This window comes from Salmonella sp. NW722 (genome assembly GCF_051702785.1).
Taxonomy (GTDB): Bacteria; Pseudomonadota; Gammaproteobacteria; order Enterobacterales; family Enterobacteriaceae; genus Salmonella; species Salmonella enterica.
Genome location: NZ_JAMMIN010000001.1, coordinates 193,452 through 213,434, shown reverse-complemented (window position 1 = coordinate 213,434; position 19,983 = coordinate 193,452). Strand labels below are relative to the sequence as shown.

Below are 19,983 nucleotides of genomic sequence, written 5' to 3'. Positions count from 1 at the left end.
GGACAGTCACAAAGCATGACATCACAAAAAGCAACGCTAATAGGGCTTGTTGCCATCGTTCTGTGGAGCACGATGGTTGGGTTAATTCGCGGCGTCAGCGAAGGTCTCGGACCGGTAGGCGGCGCAGCCATGATCTATTCATTAAGCGGTCTGCTGCTGATTTTTACCGTCGGATTACCTGATATCCGTCGTTTCCCGGGGCGATACCTCATCGCAGGCAGCGTACTGTTTGTCAGTTATGAAATATGCCTGGCGCTTTCTCTCGGTTATGCCGCCACTCGCCATCAGGCTATCGAAGTCGGCATGGTTAACTATTTATGGCCCAGCCTGACCATTCTGTTTGCCATTCTTTTTAACGGGCAAAAAACTAACTGGCTTATTGTTCCTGGATTGCTTATTGCACTTACTGGCGTTTGCTGGGTTCTGGGGGGCGAGAATGGTCTTAATGCCGGAGAAATTATCAGCAATGTCGCCACCAGTCCGCTAAGTTATTTACTGGCATTTCTTGGGGCGTTTATATGGGCGACATACTGCACGGTCACCAATAAATATGCGCGTGGTTTTAACGGTATCACCGTCTTTGTGTTACTCACCGCCGTGGCGCTGTGGTTCCACTATTTTCTTACGCCGCAACCTGCCATGATATTTAGCCTACCGGTGATTGCTAAACTTTTTACCGCGGCATTAACGTTAGGGTTTGCCTACGCCGCATGGAATGTGGGCATACTTCATGGCAATGTGACTATCATGGCCGTAGGGTCGTATTTTACCCCCGTCATGTCCTCTGCTCTGGCAGCGCTGTTACTCAGCTCGCCACTGTCATTCTCCTTCTGGCAAGGCGCAGTCATGGTTTGCGTAGGTTCGCTACTTTGTTGGCTGGCAACGCGGCGGCGCTAATAGCGACGGGCGGGCCGATGTTGATATTAAATCGACCCGCTGCACCTTGACACTCTTCATAACACAACTACGCTTTTATCTATCGCCTGTGTGTATTTGACGATTTTCCATTTTCACGAGCTCCCCCTGCGCCATACCAGGATCGCGCGGGTAAAAATGGATTTTATAAAACCGTTAAATATGTTAATGTAATGATATAATTATATTAACAAATATATAATCAACGCTAGCTGGCAACTGTATTAGTGCATATAATAATCAATCGTTACTACCAAAAATAAAATTATAAACAGCTCAATAATCCCATCCGAAAATATATCTTATTAGACAGTCCCTATTTGAATTAATACTCTCAAATGTATTAAGGAGATCTCGATCACACAAATTAAAATAATTTGTAATCTTATGAAACTTATTATTGAACTTATGCCACTCCGTCATTTAAAAATAGTCTGCCATTGACAAACGCCTCGTTTAACAATGGTTGAGGAAACACGCTAAGAAAATTATAAGGATTATTAAAATGAAACTTAAGTTAGTGGCAGTGGCAGTGACTTCCCTGTTGGCAGCAGGCGTTGTAAATGCAGCCGAGGTATATAACAAAGACGGCAATAAACTGGATCTGTACGGTAAAGTTCACGCTCAGCATTATTTCTCTGATGATAACGGAAGTGATGGTGACAAAACTTACGCGCGTCTGGGCTTTAAAGGCGAAACGCAGATCAATGACCAACTGGTTGGTTTTGGCCAGTGGGAATATGAATTCAAAGGCAACCGTACTGAATCTGAAGGTTCCGACAAAGACAAAACCCGTCTGGCATTCGCTGGTCTGAAATTCGCTGAATACGGTTCTTTCGACTACGGTCGTAACTACGGCGTTGCTTACGACATCGGCGCATGGACCGACGTTCTGCCAGAGTTCGGTGGCGATACCTGGACCCAGACTGACGTATTCATGACCCAGCGTGCTACCGGCGTTGCCACCTACCGTAACACCGATTTCTTCGGTCTGGTTGAAGGTCTGAACTTTGCCGCGCAGTATCAGGGCAAAAACGATCGTGACAATGAAGTAGAAGCAAACGGCGACGGTTTCGGTCTGTCCGCAACGTATGAGTACGAAGGTTTTGGCGTGGGTGCGGCCTATGCGAAGTCTGACCGTACTGACCGTCAGGTGCGCAACGGCACCAATGGCCTGTATGCTTCTGGCCAGAATGCGGAAGTGTGGGCTGCTGGTCTGAAATATGATGCGAACAATATCTATCTGGCGACCACCTACTCCGAAACGCTGAATATGACCACATTCGGTAAAATCGACGGTATTGCTAACAAAACTCAGAACTTTGAAGCTGTTGCTCAGTACCAGTTCGACTTCGGTCTGCGTCCGTCCATTGCTTACCTGAAATCCAAAGGTAAAGATCTGGGTGCTTACGGCGACCAGGATCTGGTTGAGTACATCGATGTCGGTGCTACCTACTACTTCAACAAAAACATGTCCACCTTCGTTGATTACAAAATCAACCTGCTGGATGACACCAACTTCACTAAAAATGTTGCGCAGATCAGCACTGACAACATCGTTGCTGTTGGTCTGAACTACCAGTTCTAATTTTGTTGTAGTCTGAATACAAAGCCAGTCCTTTCAGGGCTGGCTTTTTCTCTTGATGTAGACTCGGTCATAAGGAGTATGCCGTGCAGACGTTCACTGGTCGTTGTCTTTGCGGACAGAGCCATTTTACCGTTGACGTCGAAATGCTGGATGTCTATGCCTGCCATTGTACGCTGTGTCAAAAATGGTCGGGTGGAATAGCCATGTATCTGGAAGCCTGCGGGCAACCACAGCTAGCCCCCCTTTCCCCGGAACCGCCATACTTTTCATCCTCTTCGCGCGGCGAACGCTACTTCTGTTCCGGCTGCGGGTGTCCGCTGTGGTTTCGGCTTACCGATACCGATCGCTATTTTATTCCCTGGACCTTACTGGAACTGAACGAAGTTGATCGCCGTCGGCTGATTCTGGCTGCGGAAATCTATACCGAAACCCAGCCTGCCTTCTGGCGACTGACGGGGCAATACGCACGCCTCAGCGGTAAAGAGGTTGAGGAAATGGACTCCCCCTGCCAGCTAGCGCATTAAGCGCTTATCTCACCAGGCGTTATGTTATCGGCGTTGGGCTTTTGCCAGGCTGAACCACATCCCTACCGCCAGCAAAAGAAGCATACTCCCGGCGCTGCTTAACGCCACGCTATGCGACCAGATAAAGGCATGTCTGGCGGCGTCCAGTATTGCCTGCCCCTGCGTGGGCGGTAGGCTATTCGCCAACTGCACGGCTTCTCCCATTGAAGATGACGCTCTGGCAATCTCTTGCGCCTCAAGCCCGGCAGGCAGACGGATAGACGCGGAGAAGCTACGGCTTAACAACAGACCGAAAATGGCAATGCCCAGTCCCGCGCCCAGTTCATAAGCCATCGTTTCTATCGCGCCGGCCGCCGCCGCTTTTTCTGCCGGCGCAGCGGCCATAATTGCCGACGTGGAAGCCAGCAATGCACTGGCGGCGCTAAATCCCAGCAGCGCCATCAGCCCCCAGGCCTGCCATTGTTGGGTACTGAAATCCGTCATCGCCAGGCCATAAAAACTCAGCGCGCTTAACGCCATGCCGCCCGTCGCGACCAGCCGTAGTCCCAGACGCGAGACCAGCGCGCCCGCAATCGGCCCGCTGAATCCACTGGCGACCATCACCGGCAGCATAAATACCCCGGCCTCATAAGGCGATAGCCCGTGAACAAACTGTAGCTCTTGCGCCATCAGCAGCTCAAAGCCCACCAGAGTGATCATCGCGGTCATCGCCATCACGACGCCGCTCAGGATAATGCGATGGGTAAATAGTCGCATATCAATCATCGGACGCGATGTCGCAAGCTGTGTGCGGATAAAGAGTCCCAGGAGCAGCGCGCCGGTAAGCAGGGTAAGCGAGATGACCCACAGCGACAGATGCCCTTTCAGCGCGGTTTTAGCGCTATAGACCAACAGCAAAATGGCAATAATCAGCATCACCGCATGGCCAAGATTGAGCGGTTGATCGCGACGGCCCGCCTGGCGAGGAACATAGCGGGCGGTTAAGCCCATGACGACCAGCACAATCGGCACGTTGATCAGGAAAACCGATCCCCAGTAAAAATGCTCTAATAATATGCCGCCGATGAGCGGCCCAAACGCCGCTCCGCCCGAACCTACCGCTGCCCAGACGCCCAGCGCCATGTTGCGATGCTTCTCTTCACAAAAGGTGGCGCGTATCCCGGCCAGCGTCGCCGGTACAATCATCGCCGCGCCAATAGCCAGTAATACCCTGGTGGCAATAAGCCAACTGGCGGTATGCGAAAACGCCGCCGCCAGTGACGCCAGGCCAAAGAGCGTCCCGCCCAGCATCAGCAGGCGTTTAAAACCGATACGATCGCCAAGCGCGCCCATCGGCAACACCATGCCAGCCATGACCAAAGAATAAATATCAATGATCCACAGCAGCTCGTTGCCGCTGGCCCCCAGTGTCATACTCAGTGTCGGGGCGGCGACATGCAAGACCGTGGCATCAATGGCGACAGGAATATAGACCAGCACAATAATGACTAACGTTAACCACTGACGAAACATAACTCTCCCTTCAAAAACTCAAATTTGGACGCTTGTCCAGCTTCAGGATCCTACGGTAAGTTGAACGAATGTCCAGCTTTTTGTTACACTGCGCGCATTGGCTAATGTGGGGAAAATATGAGTTACCTTAACCGGGATGAACGCCGCGAAGTGATCCTGCAAGCGGCGATGCGCGTGGCGCTGGCAGAGGGGTTTGCCGCCATGACGGTGCGACGAATCGCATCAGAAGCCGATGTCGCCGCCGGACAGGTGCATCACCACTTCAGCTCGGCGGGTGAGCTCAAAGCGCTGGCCTTTGTCCATTTGATCCGTACCCTGCTTGATGCCGGGCAAGTTCCGCCGCCTGCCACCTGGCGTGCACGGCTTCACGCTATGTTGGGTAGCGAAGACGGCGGCTTTGAGCCTTACATAAAATTGTGGCGAGAGGCGCAAATTCTGGCCGATCGGGATCCGCACATCAGAGATGCTTATCTCCTCACGATGCAGATGTGGCATGAGGAAACGGTCACAATTATCGAGCAGGGCAAACAGGCAGGAGAATTTACGTTTACTGCTAACGCCACGGATATTGCCTGGCGGCTTATCGCACTGGTGTGCGGGCTGGACGGTATGTATGTGCTGGGTATTCCGGAAATGGCCGATCCCGCGTTTAAATACCATCTGGATCGGATGATTACGCTTGAACTCTTTGCGTAAAGTTACAAATAATTTAATAAAAATCACTTTTAGTTTACAAATAGTAACAATTAAGAAACATCATATCTCCTCTTCGCGCCGCGCTGGCTTGGTTTTTTATCTATTCTTTCACTCAATATTCTAAAAAAACTTCAATAAGTTCTCAAAAGAGCGCGTGACGCTCTGTCTCTTTTTTGTGTTTTTTTCAAATGATATGCGCATGTGAGGGGTAAAATGACACGACAAAACGAGAATTATAACCGTTATCTCTTGAGTGACTGGCGCCCCGAAAATCCAGCCTTCTGGGAGAATAAAGGGAAAGGCATCGCCAGAAGAAACTTATGGATTTCAGTAAGTTGTTTGCTCCTGGCATTTTGCGTCTGGATGTTGTTTAGCGCTGTTGCCGTCAACCTCAATAAAATTGGATTTAATTTTACCACCGACCAACTCTTTTTATTAACCGCATTACCTTCTCTTTCCGGCGCAATATTACGCGTTCCCTACTCCTTTATGGTGCCACTGTTTGGTGGCCGTAAATGGACCGTATTAAGTACTGTAATATTGATTATTCCCTGCACATGGCTGGGATTCGCCGTGCAAAATCCCACCACCCCTTTCGGGGTATTTATGCTCATCGCTCTGTTGTGCGGTTTTGCGGGGGCAAACTTCGCGTCCAGTATGGGCAACATCAGTTTTTTCTTTCCAAAAGCCAGACAAGGTAGCGCGTTGGGTATTAACGGCGGACTGGGAAATCTTGGCGTCAGTGTGATGCAGTTGATTGCGCCGCTGGTTATTTTTCTGCCGATATTTACTTTTTTAGGCGTCCAGGGCGTGCCGCAACCTGATGGCTCCCTGCTCGCCCTCACTAACGCCGCCTGGATCTGGGTGCCGTTACTGGCTGTCGCGACGCTTGCCGCCTGGTTTGGTATGAACGATATCGGCAGTTCAAAAGCGTCTGTCGCCTCGCAATTGCCGGTGCTAAAACGTCTGCACCTGTGGCTGCTTAGCCTGCTGTACCTGGCGACATTCGGGTCATTCATCGGCTTTTCCGCAGGTTTCGCCATGCTCGCCAAAACGCAATTTCCCGACGTAAACATTCTGCAACTGGCGTTCTTTGGCCCCTTTATCGGCGCGCTGGCGCGATCGGCAGGCGGCGTGATCTCCGATAAATTCGGCGGCGTTCGCGTAACGCTCATTAATTTTATCTTTATGGCGCTGTTTACCGCTCTGCTATTCCTCACGCTGCCAGGCTCCGGCGCAGGCAGCTTTAGCGCGTTCTATCTTGTTTTTATGGGCCTGTTTTTGACAGCGGGTCTCGGCAGCGGTTCTACCTTCCAGATGATTGCGGTGATCTTCCGTCAGATCACGCTCTACAACGTCAAACTGCGCGGCGGGAGCGATGAGCAGGCGCAGCGCGAAGCGGTGACGGATACCGCCGCCGCACTCGGTTTTATCTCCGCTATTGGCGCTGTGGGCGGCTTCTTTATTCCAAAAGCGTTTGGCACCTCTTTGGCCTTGACCGGCTCGCCGGTGGGCGCCATGAAAATCTTTTTGCTGTTTTACATCGCTTGCGTCCTGCTGACCTGGCTGGTCTACGGGCGTCGTAAGCCTAAACAACAATAACAACATACGCACCTGTAGGACGGCCATCCGGCAATGGTTTAACGCCAAATCGACAGGGTGGCGGAAAATTTATCGAAGCAGGAGAAATGTCATGAGTAAACTGTTGGATCGCTTTCGTTACTTTAAACAAAAAGGCGATACCTTTGCCGACGGCCATGGTCAGGTGATGCATACCAACCGCGACTGGGAAGACAGTTATCGCCAGCGCTGGCAGTTTGATAAGATCGTGCGCTCAACCCACGGCGTCAACTGCACGGGCTCCTGTAGCTGGAAAATTTATGTCAAAAACGGTCTGGTGACGTGGGAAACTCAACAAACCGACTACCCGCGCACGCGTCCCGATTTACCGAACCATGAACCGCGCGGCTGCCCGCGCGGCGCCAGCTACTCCTGGTATCTCTATAGCGCCAATCGTCTGAAATACCCTCTGGTGCGTAAGCGGCTGATAGAACTGTGGCGCGAGGCCCTTTCCCGGCACAGCGATCCGGTACTGGCATGGGAATCTATAATGAACGACCCGCAAAAATGCCAAAGTTACAAACAGGTGCGCGGACATGGCGGCTTTATTCGTTCGAACTGGAAAGAGCTGAATCAGCTCATTGCCGCCGCTAACGTCTGGACAATCAAAACCTATGGCCCGGATCGTGTGGCGGGGTTTTCACCTATTCCGGCGATGTCGATGGTTTCTTACGCCGCCGGAACACGTTATCTGTCATTGCTTGGCGGTACTTGTCTGAGCTTCTATGACTGGTATTGCGATCTTCCACCCGCGTCGCCAATGACCTGGGGCGAGCAGACTGATGTGCCGGAGTCCGCCGACTGGTATAACTCAGCCTACATTATTGCCTGGGGCTCTAACGTGCCGCAGACGCGTACCCCGGACGCCCACTTCTTTACTGAAGTGCGCTACAAAGGCACTAAGACGATCGCCATCACCCCGGACTATTCCGAAGTCGCTAAACTGTGCGATCAGTGGCTGGCGCCAAAGCAAGGTACCGACAGCGCGCTGGCGATGTCCATGGGTCACGTTATTTTAAAAGAGTTTCATCTCGATAATCCCAGCGACTATTTTCTTAACTATTGCCGCCGTTATACCGACATGCCAATGCTGGTCCTGTTGGATGAGCGCGCAGACGGCAGTTATGTGCCGGGGCGTATGATGCGCGCATCGGATCTGGTGGATGGACTGGGAGAAGCCAATAATCCGGAATGGAAAACCGTCGCGCTCAACAGTACGGGCGAACTGGTCGCGCCCAACGGTTCTATCGGTTTTCGCTGGGGCGAAAAGGGAAAATGGAACCTGGAACCGGTGGCGGCGGGCGTCGAAACTGAACTGTCGCTCTCTTTACTTGGTCAGCATGATGACGTGGCGGGTGTCGCCTTCCCCTATTTTGGCGGTAACGAAAACCCACATTTTCGCAGCGTGCGGCAGGAACCGGTGCTGGTACGTCAGTTACCGGTGAAACGCCTGGCTCTGGCGGACGGTAGCGAGCGGATGGTCGTCAGCGTTTACGATCTGGTGCTGGCTAATTATGGGCTGGATCGTGGCCTGGATGACTGCCATAGCGCCAATAATTATAACGACGTAAAAGCCTACACGCCGGCCTGGGGCGAACAGATTACCGGCGTGCCGCGTCGACATATCGAAACTATTGCGCGTGAATTTGCCGAGACCGCCCATAAAACTCACGGTCGTTCGATGATCATCCTCGGCGCGGGAGTGAATCACTGGTATCACATGGATATGAATTACCGTGGGATGATTAACATGCTGGTGTTCTGCGGCTGTGTTGGACAAACCGGCGGCGGCTGGGCGCACTATGTCGGCCAGGAGAAGCTGCGGCCGCAAACCGGCTGGCTGCCGCTGGCCTTCGCGCTGGACTGGAATCGCCCGCCGCGTCAGATGAACAGTACCTCGTTTTTCTACAACCATGCCAGCCAGTGGCGCTATGAAAAACTGACTGCGCAAGAGTTGCTGTCGCCGCTGGCCGATCCGGCTAAATTTTCCGGACACCTGATCGATTTCAACGTGCGCGCGGAACGTATGGGCTGGCTACCCTCGGCGCCGCAGCTTAATCTTAACCCGCTCAGCGTGAAAGCGAGCGCCGATAAAGCCGGGCTGTCTGCGGCGGATTATACCGTGCAAGCGTTGAAATCAGGCGCTATCCGTTTTGCCTGCGAACAGCCTGACAGTGGTCATAATCACCCGCGAAATTTATTTGTCTGGCGCTCTAACCTGCTCGGCTCCTCCGGGAAAGGTCATGAGTACATGCTCAAATATCTGCTGGGCACAGACAGCGGTATCCAGGGCGAAGCGCTGGGCTCCAGCGAAGGAATTAAGCCTGAAGAGGTGGAATGGCAGTCCGCCGCGATTGAGGGCAAGCTCGATCTGTTGGTCACGCTTGATTTCCGTATGTCCAGTACCTGTCTGTTTTCCGATATCGTTTTGCCGACCGCCACCTGGTATGAAAAAGACGATATGAATACCTCGGATATGCATCCGTTTATCCACCCCCTTTCCGCCGCGGTCGATCCTGCCTGGGAATCCAAAAGCGACTGGGAGATCTACAAAGGTATCGCCAGCGTCTTTTCTGAAGTGTGTGTCGGACATCTCGGACAGGAAACCGATGTGGTGTTACACCCGCTCCAGCATGATTCCCCGGCGGAACTGGCGCAGCCATTTGATATTCTCGACTGGCGTAAAGGCGAGTGCGAACTTATTCCGGGCAAAACCGCCCCCAATATCGTCGTGGTTGAACGCGATTATCCGGCCACCTATGAACGTTTTACCTCGCTGGGTCCCCTGCTGGATAAATTGGGCAACGGCGGTAAGGGTATTGCCTGGAATACGCAAGATGAAGTCAATTTCCTCGGTAAGCTCAATTACACCAAACACGATGGTCCGGCGAAAGGACGTCCGCGAATAGACACCGCGCTGGATGCTTCGGAAGTGATTCTTGCCTTAGCGCCGGAAACTAACGGCCAGGTGGCGGTGAAAGCCTGGCAGGCGTTGGGCGAGATGACCGGGCGCGAGCACACCCATCTGGCCATCAATAAAGAAGATGAGAAAATTCGCTTTCGTGATATCCAGGCGCAACCGCGCAAAATTATCTCCAGCCCGACCTGGTCAGGACTGGAAAGCGAGCATGTCTCTTATAACGCCGGATATACCAACGTACATGAACTGATCCCGTGGCGCACGTTGTCGGGGCGGCAACAACTCTATCAGGATCATGCGTGGATGCGCGCTTTTGGCGAAAGCCTGGTGGCATATCGCCCGCCGATTGATACCCGCAGCGTCAGCGAAATGCGAGAAATTCCACCCAACGGTTTCCCGGAAAAAGCGCTTAACTTCCTGACGCCGCACCAGAAATGGGGAATTCACTCCACCTACAGCGAAAACCTGCTGATGCTGACCTTGTCGCGCGGCGGGCCGATTGTCTGGATTAGCGAAGCCGATGCCCGTGAATTGGGTATTGAAGATAACGACTGGATTGAAGCCTTCAACGCTAATGGCGCCCTTACCGCTCGTGCGGTGGTCAGCCAGCGCGTCCCGCCGGGTATGACCATGATGTACCACGCCCAGGAGCGAATTATGAATATTCCGGGCTCGGAAGTGACCGGGATGCGCGGCGGGATCCATAACTCCGTGACCCGGGTCTGTCCAAAACCGACGCATATGATCGGCGGCTATGCGCAACTGGCTTACGGCTTCAACTATTACGGAACCGTGGGTTCGAATCGCGATGAATTCATCATGATCAGGAAAATGAAAAACATTAACTGGCTGGATGATGAGGGCCGGGATCAGGTACAGGAGGCGAAAAAATGAAAATACGCTCACAGGTTGGGATGGTACTGAATCTCGATAAATGTATTGGCTGTCACACCTGCTCCGTCACCTGTAAAAACGTCTGGACCGGACGTGAAGGGATGGAATACGCATGGTTCAATAACGTCGAAACTAAACCAGGCATCGGCTATCCCAAAAACTGGGAGGACCAGCAGGAGTGGCAAGGCGGTTGGGTTCGTGATGTTAATGGCAAGATAAGGCCCCGTCTGGGCGGCAAAATGGGGGTAATTAGCAAAATTTTCGCCAACCCGGTGATTCCGCAAATCGATGATTACTACGAACCCTTTACCTTCGATTATCAGCATTTACATCATGCGCCGGAGAGTAAGCATCAGCCCACTGCCCGTCCTCGTTCACTGATTGACGGAAAACGGATGGACAAGGTGATCTGGGGGCCAAACTGGGAAGAGCTGCTCGGCGGCGAGTTTGAAAAACGCGCCCGCGACCGTAACTTCGACAACATACAAAAGGAGATGTACGGTCAGTTCGAAAACACCTTCATGATGTACCTGCCGCGCCTGTGCGAACACTGCCTGAACCCCAGTTGTGTCGCCACCTGCCCAAGTGGCGCTATTTATAAGCGTGAAGAAGACGGCATCGTGCTAATCGACCAGGATAAATGCCGGGGCTGGCGTTTGTGTATCAGCGGCTGCCCATACAAAAAAATCTACTTTAACTGGAAGAGCGGCAAGTCTGAGAAATGCATATTTTGCTATCCGCGTATTGAATCCGGCCAGCCGACCGTTTGCTCGGAAACCTGCGTCGGGCGCATCCGTTATCTTGGCGTTCTGCTCTACGACGCCGATAGGATTGAAGACGCGGCCAGTACCGAACACGAGACGGATTTGTATGAACGTCAGTGTGATGTGTTTCTCGATCCGCACGATCCGGCGGTCATCGAAGAGGCGCTTAAACAAGGCATCCCGCAAAACGTCATCGACGCCGCCCAACGGTCGCCGGTGTACAAAATGGCGATGGACTGGAAGCTGGCGCTTCCGCTGCACCCGGAATACCGTACCCTGCCGATGGTCTGGTACGTACCGCCGCTGTCGCCCATCCAGTCATACGCCGACGCGGGCGGGTTGCCGCACAATGGCAATATTCTGCCGGCGGTGGAGACGCTGCGTATTCCGGTCCAGTACCTGGCCAATATGCTCAGCGCGGGCGATACCGGTCCGGTCATTCGGGCGCTAAAGCGGATGATGGCGATGCGCCACTACATGCGCTCGCAGACGGTTGAAGGCGTGACGGATACCCGCGCGATTGACGAAGTGGGTCTGAGCGTACAACAGGTTGAAGAGATGTATCGCTACCTGGCGATTGCCAATTATGAAGATCGTTTTGTCATTCCCACCAGCCACCGGGAAATGGCGCGCGACGCCTTTCCGGAGCGCAACGGCTGCGGCTTTACTTTTGGCGACGGTTGCCACGGGTCGGATACCAAATTCAACCTGTTCAACAGTAGCCGTATTGATGCCATCAATATCACCGAAGTGCGTGATAAAGCGGAGGGGGAATAATGCAAATCCTCAAAGCGATTGGCCTGTTGATGGAGTATCCGGACGACGAGTTGTGGGAATGTCGGGATGAAGCGCTTGCCCTAATCCAACACGATGCGCCAATGCTGGCCGACTTCACTCGCGAGCTGCTTTATGCGCCGTTACTGGATAAACAAGCAGAATGGTGCGAAGTGTTTGACCGAGGGCGCGCCACTTCATTGCTGTTATTCGAGCATGTTCATGCGGAGTCCCGCGATCGCGGCCAGGCGATGGTCGATTTGTTAAGCCAGTATGAAACCGTGGGCCTGCAGCTCAACTGCCGCGAACTGCCGGATCACCTGCCGCTCTATCTGGAGTACTTAAGCGTGTTGCCGGAAGCGGAAGCGCGCGAGGGATTACAGAATATTGCCCCTATTCTGGCGCTACTGGGCGGTCGTCTGAAACAGCGAGGAGCGCCGTGGTATCAACTGTTTGACGCCCTGCTGACGCTGGCGGGCAGCCCGTTGACAAGTGACAGTGTCACTAAGCAAGTTATTCAGGAATCGCGGGATGATACCCGTCAGGCACTGGATGCCGTCTGGGAAGAAGAACAGGTGAAGTTTATCGAAGACAACGCCACGACCTGTGACAGTTCACCGTTACACCATTATCAACGACGCTTTAGCCAGGACGCGGCGCCGCAGTACGTCGACGTCAGCGCGGGAGGCCCGAAATGATACAGTACCTGAACGTCTTTTTTTACGACATCTACCCCTATATTTGCGCCACGGTCTTCTTCCTCGGCAGTTGGCTGCGCTATGACTACGGACAATATACCTGGCGCGCGTCGTCCAGCCAGATGCTGGATAAGCGTGGGATGGTGATATGGTCGAATCTGTTCCATATTGGCATTCTGGGGATCTTTTTTGGCCATCTGTTCGGGATGCTGACGCCACACTGGATGTATGCCTGGTTCCTGCCAATTGCGGTAAAACAGCAGATGGCGATGATCCTCGGCGGCGTGTGCGGCGTATTAACGTTGATCGGCGGCGCGGGATTACTGTGGCGTCGTCTGACCAATCAGCGTGTGCGGGCGACGTCCACTACACCTGATATTATCATCATGAGCATTTTGCTGATTCAGTGCCTGCTTGGCCTGAGCACCATTCCGTTTTCGGCGCAATATCCGGATGGCAGCGAAATGATGAAGTTGGTGGGCTGGGCGCAAAGTATTGTCACCTTCCGCGGCGGGTCTTCGGAAATGCTGAACGGTGTGGCGTTTGTTTTCCGCGTTCATCTGGTGCTGGGTATGACTATTTTCCTGCTCTTCCCGTTCACCCGTCTGGTTCATGTCTGGAGCGCGCCGTTTGAGTATTTCACCCGTCGCTACCAGATCGTTCGTACCCGCCGCTAATTCTCTTTGCCCGGGGGTACGCTTACCGGGCAAAGAAAGACGCATGGGCGTCGTCATTCGGCAACGCACAGGCTATGATGATTCTTCAGTCAAAGGAGAACATCAATGAAACCGCAGATTTACCATGTTGACGCCTTCACCAGCGAACCCTTTCGCGGCAACTCTGCTGGCGTTGTCTTACATGCGGATACGCTAAGCGACGCGCAGATGCAGCTGATTGCCCGTGAACTTCGTCACTCGGAAACCGCCTTTTTGCTAAAAAGCGAAGAGAGTGATGTGCGCATACGCTACTTTACACCGACAGTAGAAGTCCCCATCTGTGGTCATGCCACCGTGGCCGCGCATTATGTTCGGGCAACGGTACTGGGGTTGGGAAACACCACCGTCTGGCAAACCTCGTTAGCGGGCCGTCATCGCGTTGAAATTCATGCCGAACACAACGACTATCGCATCACGCTGGAACAAGGTCAGCCCTCTTTTGAACCACCGCTAGTCGGAGAAATTCGGGCTGCCATCATCACCGCGCTGAACCTGACTGAAGATGATATCGTGCCGGGAGCGCCAATTCAGGTGGCTTCAACAGGACATGCAAAAGTGATGATCCTGCTCAAACCAGACGTTGATATTGATGCCCTTTCTCCGAATCTGGCAGCCCTGACGGCAATCAGCCAGCAAATTGGCTGTAACGGCTTTTTTCCTTTCCAGATTCGTCCGGGAAAAAACGAAACCGATGGGCGAATGTTTTCCCCGGCGATAGGGATTGTGGAAGATCCGGTAACGGGAAACGCCAATGGCCCGATGGGGGCATGGCTCGTCCATCATGGTCTGATGGCGCATGACGGTAAAACGCTGCAGATTCAAGGCCATCAGGGGCGCGCTTTAGGCAAAGAGGGTACTGTTGATGTTACCGTCACCATTCGCGATAACCAGCCGGAAAACGTCACCATCTCCGGCCAGGCGGTCATTCTGTTTCATGCCGAATGGGCCATTACTTTTTAATCTTTGTCAGGCCCGCAAATCCTCGCGGCAAAAAATTATTTTCCCGCCTCCGGATGGGTATCAAATGCAGCCATTACCGCGGCCAGCTCCGCCTCGGTAAAACCGTGCTTTACATCATTTACGCCGAGACCAAACTGCTGCTGAAGTAACTGATACAACGACGGTACATCCGGTACATTGACCTGTTCAACGGCATGTCCCTGGTGGTAACGCGTGAAGTGGAAATTCGTTAATGTCAGCTTGCCGCCATCAGGCAAATGGCGGCACATCAACAAATGATGACGAAAATGGGATTGCGGCCAGTGAGCCGACCAGAAATTGCCCATCACATGATCGCTCTGCTGCTGCACCCCCAGATCAAAACAGTACATCGATTGCCAGTGCTCATGGTGGCGGAATTGTAAAATCCATGTGCTCCCCTCCTGCATCAGGCGGTATTCGCCATGCGGCGTTTGCTGAGCAATTTCAGCCTGCAGACGAAGCGGCGCGGTTAGCGTTTGGCCGCCAAACCCCACGTCTGCGATCCACTGCTCATCCTCAACATCAACCAGCAGCAAACGGTGCGTGCGTGGCGGTAAACTGGCGGGATGAGACAGAATGACCCGCCCCAATAAGCTTCGGACGTTAAAACCGATGTCGCGTAACGCACGTTCAAACAGGCCATTCAGTTCAAAACAGTATCCACCGCGTCGGGCATAAAGCAGTTTCTCCTCTAATGCCGTCTCATCGAGCTGTATTTCACGAGGCAGTAGAACATCCAGATTTTCAAAAGGAATCGCGCAGTTGTGCGCTAAGTGAAGCGTTCTGAGCGCTTCAACCGTAGGAACCCCCAACGGCTGACAATGTAATCGCGTAAAATAAGCATGTAAAAAAGAGGTCATCTGAGGCTTCCATTAACATTAATGCTTGCGTTCGGCACACAGGCTGAGGCGGATATCGCTGCGCAACAGGATACCCTATCCGTGGAATAGCGTTGGATACTTTTGAAAAAATAAGACAGGTCGGCTACAGCCGCCGGAGGTACGTGGAATTTTGGCGTACAAACGGAAATCGGGTTCTGAGAATCTCTTTGCGACACGCCGCCAAAATAGCGGCGTGTTAAAATTTTTAACGCCAGCTCAGCGAGTCTGATTTCTAACAAAACTGGCTAAACATAAACGCTTTTTAATAAGTGTCCAAATAGTTACGGTAACGCTCTTTTATGTCGGCCGCCCGTTGCGCTTTCGCCTCCGGCATGTCGCTGGCCCGAGCGATATAATGTTCTAAACTCGGAATGGCGCCTAATGCCTGAGGTAAGGCATTATATGCTGCTATTCGTTCTCTGACGGTTTTATGGTCTTTATCAATATCATAATGATAGTACGCTGGCGCTTCTAAAAAGCCCTCTTCCAGTCTCATACAAATATCTTCAAAGGTTCCCTCAACCTCAACGGAATGTTCGCCATCCGATATCCTGACGATTGGCTTACCTCCAGCTATCAGCGAGAGTTGTTCGAATATTAACCTCCGACCATCAGAAAGCTCGACATCTACAGCATACAGTCCATCACATACAGCATCAGCAAGGTGATCATGGATATTCCCTGCATTGGCACAGAACTCCTCAACTTTAGGCGTAACATTGCAATAATGTTCAATTACTCGCGTAAATCCGTAGGCCAGTCCTGCGGTAAGCACATACAAGATGCCTTTCATGATTTTTGTTGATAATTTATTTTCATAATCTCCTGCAGCAACATGAGGTAGCTTATTTCCTGATAAAGCTCTGCCATAGGTAGAAACTGATGTATGTGGCATATCCTACTCCTTCAAATTTTGCTCAATAGCTTTATATGTCCTACTCCTCTCTCATTATGACGATATGTCAATCAACAAAATTGCTCAAAGGCATACATTTTCAGGAGAAAATGAGAATAACAGACGCAACGGCCTTATCTTATGCTGCTTCAATATCGTCAGGTGGTTTATCGTTCGAGGTCATATCTATGACCATAAATCCCTGCAGGGATTAACGCTGGTTAATTATTGCGCAGCGCAATCACTGCGGATTTGTGCTGAAAGCTTATCTGGCTGAATCGTGACCACACCGCACCACATCTGACCGCACAAATAAACACGACATCCTCATTTTGTTCTTTCCGTATGTTTTGCGTCATTTAACAATTGCAGGTAGGATGCTCCGCCGGCGGTTTTATCCCTGTCACAGAATCAGGGAAAAGCGGCATTCGCCATTGCAGGCAATCGATTGGTGAGCGCCCGTCGCGGCATAAGGAATTTTTCTGTCAGGACAGGCTATAACAGGTAACGTAATGAAAACACAGACTACGCACGCCGCAGAACAACATGCGGCGAAACGACGCTGGCTGAACGCCCATGAAGAGGGGTATCACAAAGCGATGGGGAATCGTCAGGTTCAGATGATTGCTATCGGCGGCGCGATTGGCACCGGTTTATTTTTAGGTGCAGGCGCCCGATTGCAAATGGCCGGACCGGCACTGGCGCTGGTCTATCTGATATGCGGCATTTTTTCTTTTTTCATTTTACGCGCGCTGGGCGAACTGGTATTGCATCGCCCTTCCAGCGGGAGCTTCGTCTCCTACGCCCGTGAATTTTTGGGTGAAAAAGCGGCCTACGTCGCAGGCTGGATGTACTTTATTAACTGGGCGATGACCGGTATCGTCGATATCACCGCAGTGGCGTTATACATGCACTACTGGGGCGCATTTGGCGACGTTCCGCAATGGGTGTTCGCGCTCGGCGCGTTAACCATTGTCGGTACCATGAACATGATCGGCGTAAAATGGTTTGCCGAAATGGAGTTCTGGTTCGCGCTGATAAAAGTACTCGCCATTGTTATCTTCCTGGTGGTAGGCACGATTTTTCTCGGTACCGGTCAACCGCTTGAGGGTAGTGCCACCGGTTTTCACCTGATTACAGATAATGGCGGCTTTTTCCCGCACGGCCTGTTGCCCGCGCTGGTACTGATTCAGGGCGTGGTGTTCGCTTTTGCGTCGATTGAACTGGTCGGTACCGCCGCTGGGGAGTGCAAAGATCCACAGACGATGGTGCCAAAAGCCATCAATAGCGTGATCTGGCGTATTGGTCTTTTCTATGTAGGATCGGTCGTATTGCTGGTTTTGCTGCTGCCGTGGAACGCCTATCAGGCGGGGCAAAGTCCGTTTGTCACCTTCTTTTCTAAACTTGGCGTGCCTTATATCGGCAGTATTATGAATATCGTGGTGTTAACCGCCGCGCTTTCCAGCCTGAACTCCGGGCTTTACTGTACGGGGAGAATTTTACGTTCAATGTCGATGGGGGGTTCCGCGCCGAAATTCATGGCGAAAATGAGCCGTCAGCATGTGCCCTATGCGGGTATTCTGGCGACTCTGGTGGTTTACGTGGTCGGCGTGTTCCTGAATTACCTGGTCCCCTCCCGCGTGTTTGAGATCGTTCTTAATTTTGCCTCGCTCGGCATTATCGCGTCGTGGGCGTTTATCATGGTGTGCCAGATGCGTTTACGCCAGGCGATAAAAGAAGGCAAAGCCGCAGACGTCAGTTTTAAACTGCCCGGCGCGCCTTTTACCTCCTGGCTAACGCTGCTGTTTTTACTAAGCGTGCTGGTACTCATGGCGTTTGACTACCCGAATGGAACTTACACTATCGCCTCGTTGCCGCTGATCGCCATTCTGCTGGTCGCCGGCTGGTTTGGCGTGCGACGTCGCGTGGCGGAGATCCATCGAACTGCGCCAGTGACGGCGGATTCGACAGAGAGTGTCGTATTGAAAGAAGAAGCAGCGACATAACATTACCCTTCCCCGGCAGCCCCAGGCCTGCCGGGTTTAATGCGCGTTGCCGCCAACACCGCATCGCGCCCAATGCTTAGTCAGCCTTAATCAACTGCGCCACATCATTGCTGTTAATTTCCCGCTGGTTGCCTTCCTGATCGGTATAACTGGTCATCCCCGTCTCTTTATCTAACTGTGGCTTACCCTGAGTTACGATCGTTTGCCCATTCTTCGTCGTCATCACATAGTTGGTTGTACAACCCGCAAGCATAAAAAACATCATGCCCAAACCTGAGCATATAAATAACTTTTTCATATTTTCCTCGTGAATATAATGAGTTAACTACAGCAAAAAGGCAGTGTAATTCTCACAGAATCATCAGGCTATCGGCGGGGTGTAACGAGGCGTATCGGTGCGTTTAAAGAGATGACTGGAGGGGTTTCCCCCTCCATACCCTATTTACAGAGCAATGCGAATAACATCATCCGGCTGCGTCGCTTCCTGTTCACGTGTCGATTTCTGCTTCACGCTGACGTAGAGCGTTTTACCGTCTGCCGATAGCGCCAGGCTATTCGGGTACGTCGGCGTATCGAACGTTTTAACAACGTTATAGGTCTTCGCATCGATCACGCTGACCTGCCCTGCCTGACGGTGCGTCACATACGCCTCGTTACGTGTCGGGTTATACAGGACGGCCAAAGAGGCAGGCGCCGCGATTTTGGCAAGAATATTGCCATTACGGGTATCGACAACCAGAACCTCAGTCGCCTTCGAGTCGGTGATAAACGCGCGATGACCTGCGGTATCGAGACTCAGGTTAATAAAGAAGTGTTCTTTACCGTCATCCAGCAACTTCTTACGACTGAGAATTTTATTGCTGGCGGTATCGATGGTGATAAATTCGCCATCCGCATTGGTGGTGTACAGGCGTTGCGCTTTACTGTCGAGCGCCAGACCCGTACTCATTTTGCCGGTATTTTCGATCGTCGTTTTCAGTTTGATGGTTTCGCCATCCACTACCCAAATAGCACTCTCTTTACCAACACCGCTAATGTAGATCGTGTTGGTAGACGCATCGGCAACCAGCTCACGGGGCTGTAACGGACGAACCTCTTCAGTACGTTTGCGCGCATCAAGTACCAGACGACCTTTTACATCACCCGTTTTGGCATCAATCGCGGTAACAGCGCTGTTAATGGTATTGCCAAACCACAGCGTTTGGGTCGCGGCATTGATGGTGGCGCCGAACGGCTTGAGATCGTTATGAATCGCTTGCGTGATTTCCAGCGTCACCGGGTCGAGACGATAAACTACGCCGCCTTTATCCAGTTTACGGCTTTGCGATGTAGCCAGCCAGAGCGCGTTTTCTTGCTGACTCCAGGCCATCTCATAAGCGCCTTTGCCTACCGCTTTACGCAGCATGTCTTCCGCCGCCAGCGTGCTAAATGAGGATGCGACGAGGAGCGAACCTAACAATAAAGAACCACGCAGGCGCGGCGAAAAAAGATGACGTAAGTGCATGACGACTCCCTTTGATAAAAACGTGTATAGCTGCTTCACACTACTTCGCTGCGCGGGATCTTCGTTCCGCACTTATTATAAGTTGAGAATAATAA

The 19,983-nt window shown here is 52.2% G+C and carries 16 protein-coding genes; 11 read left to right on the top strand and 5 right to left on the bottom strand.

Annotated features, from left to right (window positions below; genetic code table 11):
- Positions 1-15: 15 nt before the first annotated feature.
- The 3 genes from yddG to NA330_RS01005 all read left to right on the top strand — a co-directional run bounded on the left by yddG (position 16) and on the right by NA330_RS01005 (position 3,027).
- Positions 16-897: an aromatic amino acid efflux DMT transporter YddG gene (yddG, locus tag NA330_RS01015; RefSeq protein WP_023242321.1), complete on the top strand. Its 882-nt coding sequence runs from the start codon at positions 16-18 to the stop codon at positions 895-897.
- 523 nt (positions 898-1,420) lie between these two features.
- Positions 1,421-2,503 (top strand): porin OmpD, encoded by a 1,083-nt coding sequence (ompD, locus tag NA330_RS01010; RefSeq protein ID WP_000769043.1) that lies wholly within the window; start codon positions 1,421-1,423, stop codon positions 2,501-2,503.
- A 143-nt stretch (positions 2,504-2,646) separates the two neighbouring features.
- Complete coding sequence (locus tag NA330_RS01005) at positions 2,647-3,027, top strand: GFA family protein (protein ID WP_014343841.1); 381 nt, start codon at positions 2,647-2,649, stop codon at positions 3,025-3,027.
- A gap of 24 nt (positions 3,028-3,051) precedes the next feature.
- On the opposite strand, the gene smvA is transcribed toward NA330_RS01005, so the two are convergent.
- On the bottom strand, positions 3,052-4,539 hold the full coding sequence (smvA, locus tag NA330_RS01000) for a methyl viologen efflux MFS transporter SmvA (RefSeq protein ID WP_000489734.1): 1,488 nt from the start codon (positions 4,537-4,539) through the stop codon (positions 3,052-3,054).
- A gap of 117 nt (positions 4,540-4,656) precedes the next feature.
- On the opposite strand from smvA, the gene NA330_RS00995 reads away from it, so the two are divergent.
- The 7 genes from NA330_RS00995 to NA330_RS00965 all read left to right on the top strand — a co-directional run bounded on the left by NA330_RS00995 (position 4,657) and on the right by NA330_RS00965 (position 14,581).
- Positions 4,657-5,235, top strand: coding sequence for a TetR family transcriptional regulator (locus NA330_RS00995; RefSeq protein WP_000121044.1), 579 nt, complete (start codon positions 4,657-4,659; stop codon positions 5,233-5,235).
- 213 nt (positions 5,236-5,448) lie between these two features.
- Complete coding sequence (locus NA330_RS00990) at positions 5,449-6,837, top strand: NarK family nitrate/nitrite MFS transporter (RefSeq protein ID WP_023242320.1); 1,389 nt, start codon at positions 5,449-5,451, stop codon at positions 6,835-6,837.
- 91 nt (positions 6,838-6,928) lie between these two features.
- Positions 6,929-10,669, top strand: coding sequence for a nitrate reductase subunit alpha (locus tag NA330_RS00985; protein ID WP_052894858.1), 3,741 nt, complete (start codon positions 6,929-6,931; stop codon positions 10,667-10,669).
- On the top strand, positions 10,666-12,210 hold the full coding sequence (gene narH / locus NA330_RS00980) for a nitrate reductase subunit beta (protein WP_000702579.1): 1,545 nt from the start codon (positions 10,666-10,668) through the stop codon (positions 12,208-12,210). The genes NA330_RS00985 and narH overlap by 4 nt, the downstream gene beginning before the upstream one ends.
- Complete coding sequence (gene narW / locus NA330_RS00975) at positions 12,210-12,905, top strand: nitrate reductase molybdenum cofactor assembly chaperone (RefSeq protein ID WP_023182141.1); 696 nt, start codon at positions 12,210-12,212, stop codon at positions 12,903-12,905. Before narH ends, narW begins: the two co-directional genes overlap by 1 nt.
- Positions 12,902-13,582, top strand: coding sequence for a respiratory nitrate reductase subunit gamma (gene narI / locus NA330_RS00970; RefSeq protein WP_000617103.1), 681 nt, complete (start codon positions 12,902-12,904; stop codon positions 13,580-13,582). Before narW ends, narI begins: the two co-directional genes overlap by 4 nt.
- Before the next feature lie 105 nt (positions 13,583-13,687).
- Positions 13,688-14,581, top strand: a complete 894-nt coding sequence (locus NA330_RS00965; RefSeq protein WP_000804298.1) for a PhzF family isomerase — start codon at positions 13,688-13,690, stop codon at positions 14,579-14,581.
- A 35-nt stretch (positions 14,582-14,616) separates the two neighbouring features.
- On the opposite strand, the gene nhoA is transcribed toward NA330_RS00965, so the two are convergent.
- Positions 14,617-15,462 carry an N-hydroxyarylamine O-acetyltransferase gene (nhoA, locus tag NA330_RS00960; protein ID WP_000200329.1) on the bottom strand — a complete coding sequence of 282 codons (846 nt, stop codon included), beginning with the start codon at positions 15,460-15,462 and terminating at the stop codon, positions 14,617-14,619.
- A 283-nt stretch (positions 15,463-15,745) separates the two neighbouring features.
- Positions 15,746-16,378 (bottom strand): hypothetical protein, encoded by a 633-nt coding sequence (locus tag NA330_RS00955; protein ID WP_017441335.1) that lies wholly within the window; start codon positions 16,376-16,378, stop codon positions 15,746-15,748.
- Between the two features lie 512 nt (positions 16,379-16,890).
- On the opposite strand from NA330_RS00955, the gene ansP reads away from it, so the two are divergent.
- Positions 16,891-18,384 carry an L-asparagine permease gene (gene ansP, locus NA330_RS00950; protein ID WP_023242426.1) on the top strand — a complete coding sequence of 498 codons (1,494 nt, stop codon included), beginning with the start codon at positions 16,891-16,893 and terminating at the stop codon, positions 18,382-18,384.
- 76 nt (positions 18,385-18,460) lie between these two features.
- Here the strand turns inward: ansP and NA330_RS00945 are convergent, their stop codons facing one another.
- Positions 18,461-18,682, bottom strand: a complete 222-nt coding sequence (locus tag NA330_RS00945) for a YgdI/YgdR family lipoprotein (RefSeq protein WP_000732362.1) — start codon at positions 18,680-18,682, stop codon at positions 18,461-18,463.
- Positions 18,683-18,826: 144 nt separating this feature from the next.
- Positions 18,827-19,888, bottom strand: a complete 1,062-nt coding sequence (locus NA330_RS00940) for a YncE family protein (protein WP_000550642.1) — start codon at positions 19,886-19,888, stop codon at positions 18,827-18,829.
- Positions 19,889-19,983 lie beyond the last annotated feature (95 nt).

Bases quoted from the DNA above. Each gene is read 5' to 3' on its own strand.
- yddG (WP_023242321.1), top strand. From the start codon at position 16: ATGACATCACAAAAAGCAACGCTAATAGGGCTTGTTGCCATCGTTCTG.
- ompD (WP_000769043.1), top strand. From the start codon at position 1,421: ATGAAACTTAAGTTAGTGGCAGTGGCAGTGACTTCCCTGTTGGCAGCA.
- NA330_RS01005 (WP_014343841.1), top strand. From the start codon at position 2,647: ATGCTGGATGTCTATGCCTGCCATTGTACGCTGTGTCAAAAATGGTCG.
- smvA (WP_000489734.1), bottom strand. From the start codon at position 4,539: ATGTTTCGTCAGTGGTTAACGTTAGTCATTATTGTGCTGGTCTATATT.
- NA330_RS00995 (WP_000121044.1), top strand. From the start codon at position 4,657: ATGAGTTACCTTAACCGGGATGAACGCCGCGAAGTGATCCTGCAAGCG.
- NA330_RS00990 (WP_023242320.1), top strand. From the start codon at position 5,449: ATGACACGACAAAACGAGAATTATAACCGTTATCTCTTGAGTGACTGG.
- NA330_RS00985 (WP_052894858.1), top strand. From the start codon at position 6,929: ATGAGTAAACTGTTGGATCGCTTTCGTTACTTTAAACAAAAAGGCGAT.
- narH (WP_000702579.1), top strand. From the start codon at position 10,666: ATGAAAATACGCTCACAGGTTGGGATGGTACTGAATCTCGATAAATGT.
- narW (WP_023182141.1), top strand. From the start codon at position 12,210: ATGCAAATCCTCAAAGCGATTGGCCTGTTGATGGAGTATCCGGACGAC.
- narI (WP_000617103.1), top strand. From the start codon at position 12,902: ATGATACAGTACCTGAACGTCTTTTTTTACGACATCTACCCCTATATT.
- NA330_RS00965 (WP_000804298.1), top strand. From the start codon at position 13,688: ATGAAACCGCAGATTTACCATGTTGACGCCTTCACCAGCGAACCCTTT.
- nhoA (WP_000200329.1), bottom strand. From the start codon at position 15,462: ATGACCTCTTTTTTACATGCTTATTTTACGCGATTACATTGTCAGCCG.
- NA330_RS00955 (WP_017441335.1), bottom strand. From the start codon at position 16,378: ATGCCACATACATCAGTTTCTACCTATGGCAGAGCTTTATCAGGAAAT.
- ansP (WP_023242426.1), top strand. From the start codon at position 16,891: ATGAAAACACAGACTACGCACGCCGCAGAACAACATGCGGCGAAACGA.
- NA330_RS00945 (WP_000732362.1), bottom strand. From the start codon at position 18,682: ATGAAAAAGTTATTTATATGCTCAGGTTTGGGCATGATGTTTTTTATG.
- NA330_RS00940 (WP_000550642.1), bottom strand. From the start codon at position 19,888: ATGCACTTACGTCATCTTTTTTCGCCGCGCCTGCGTGGTTCTTTATTG.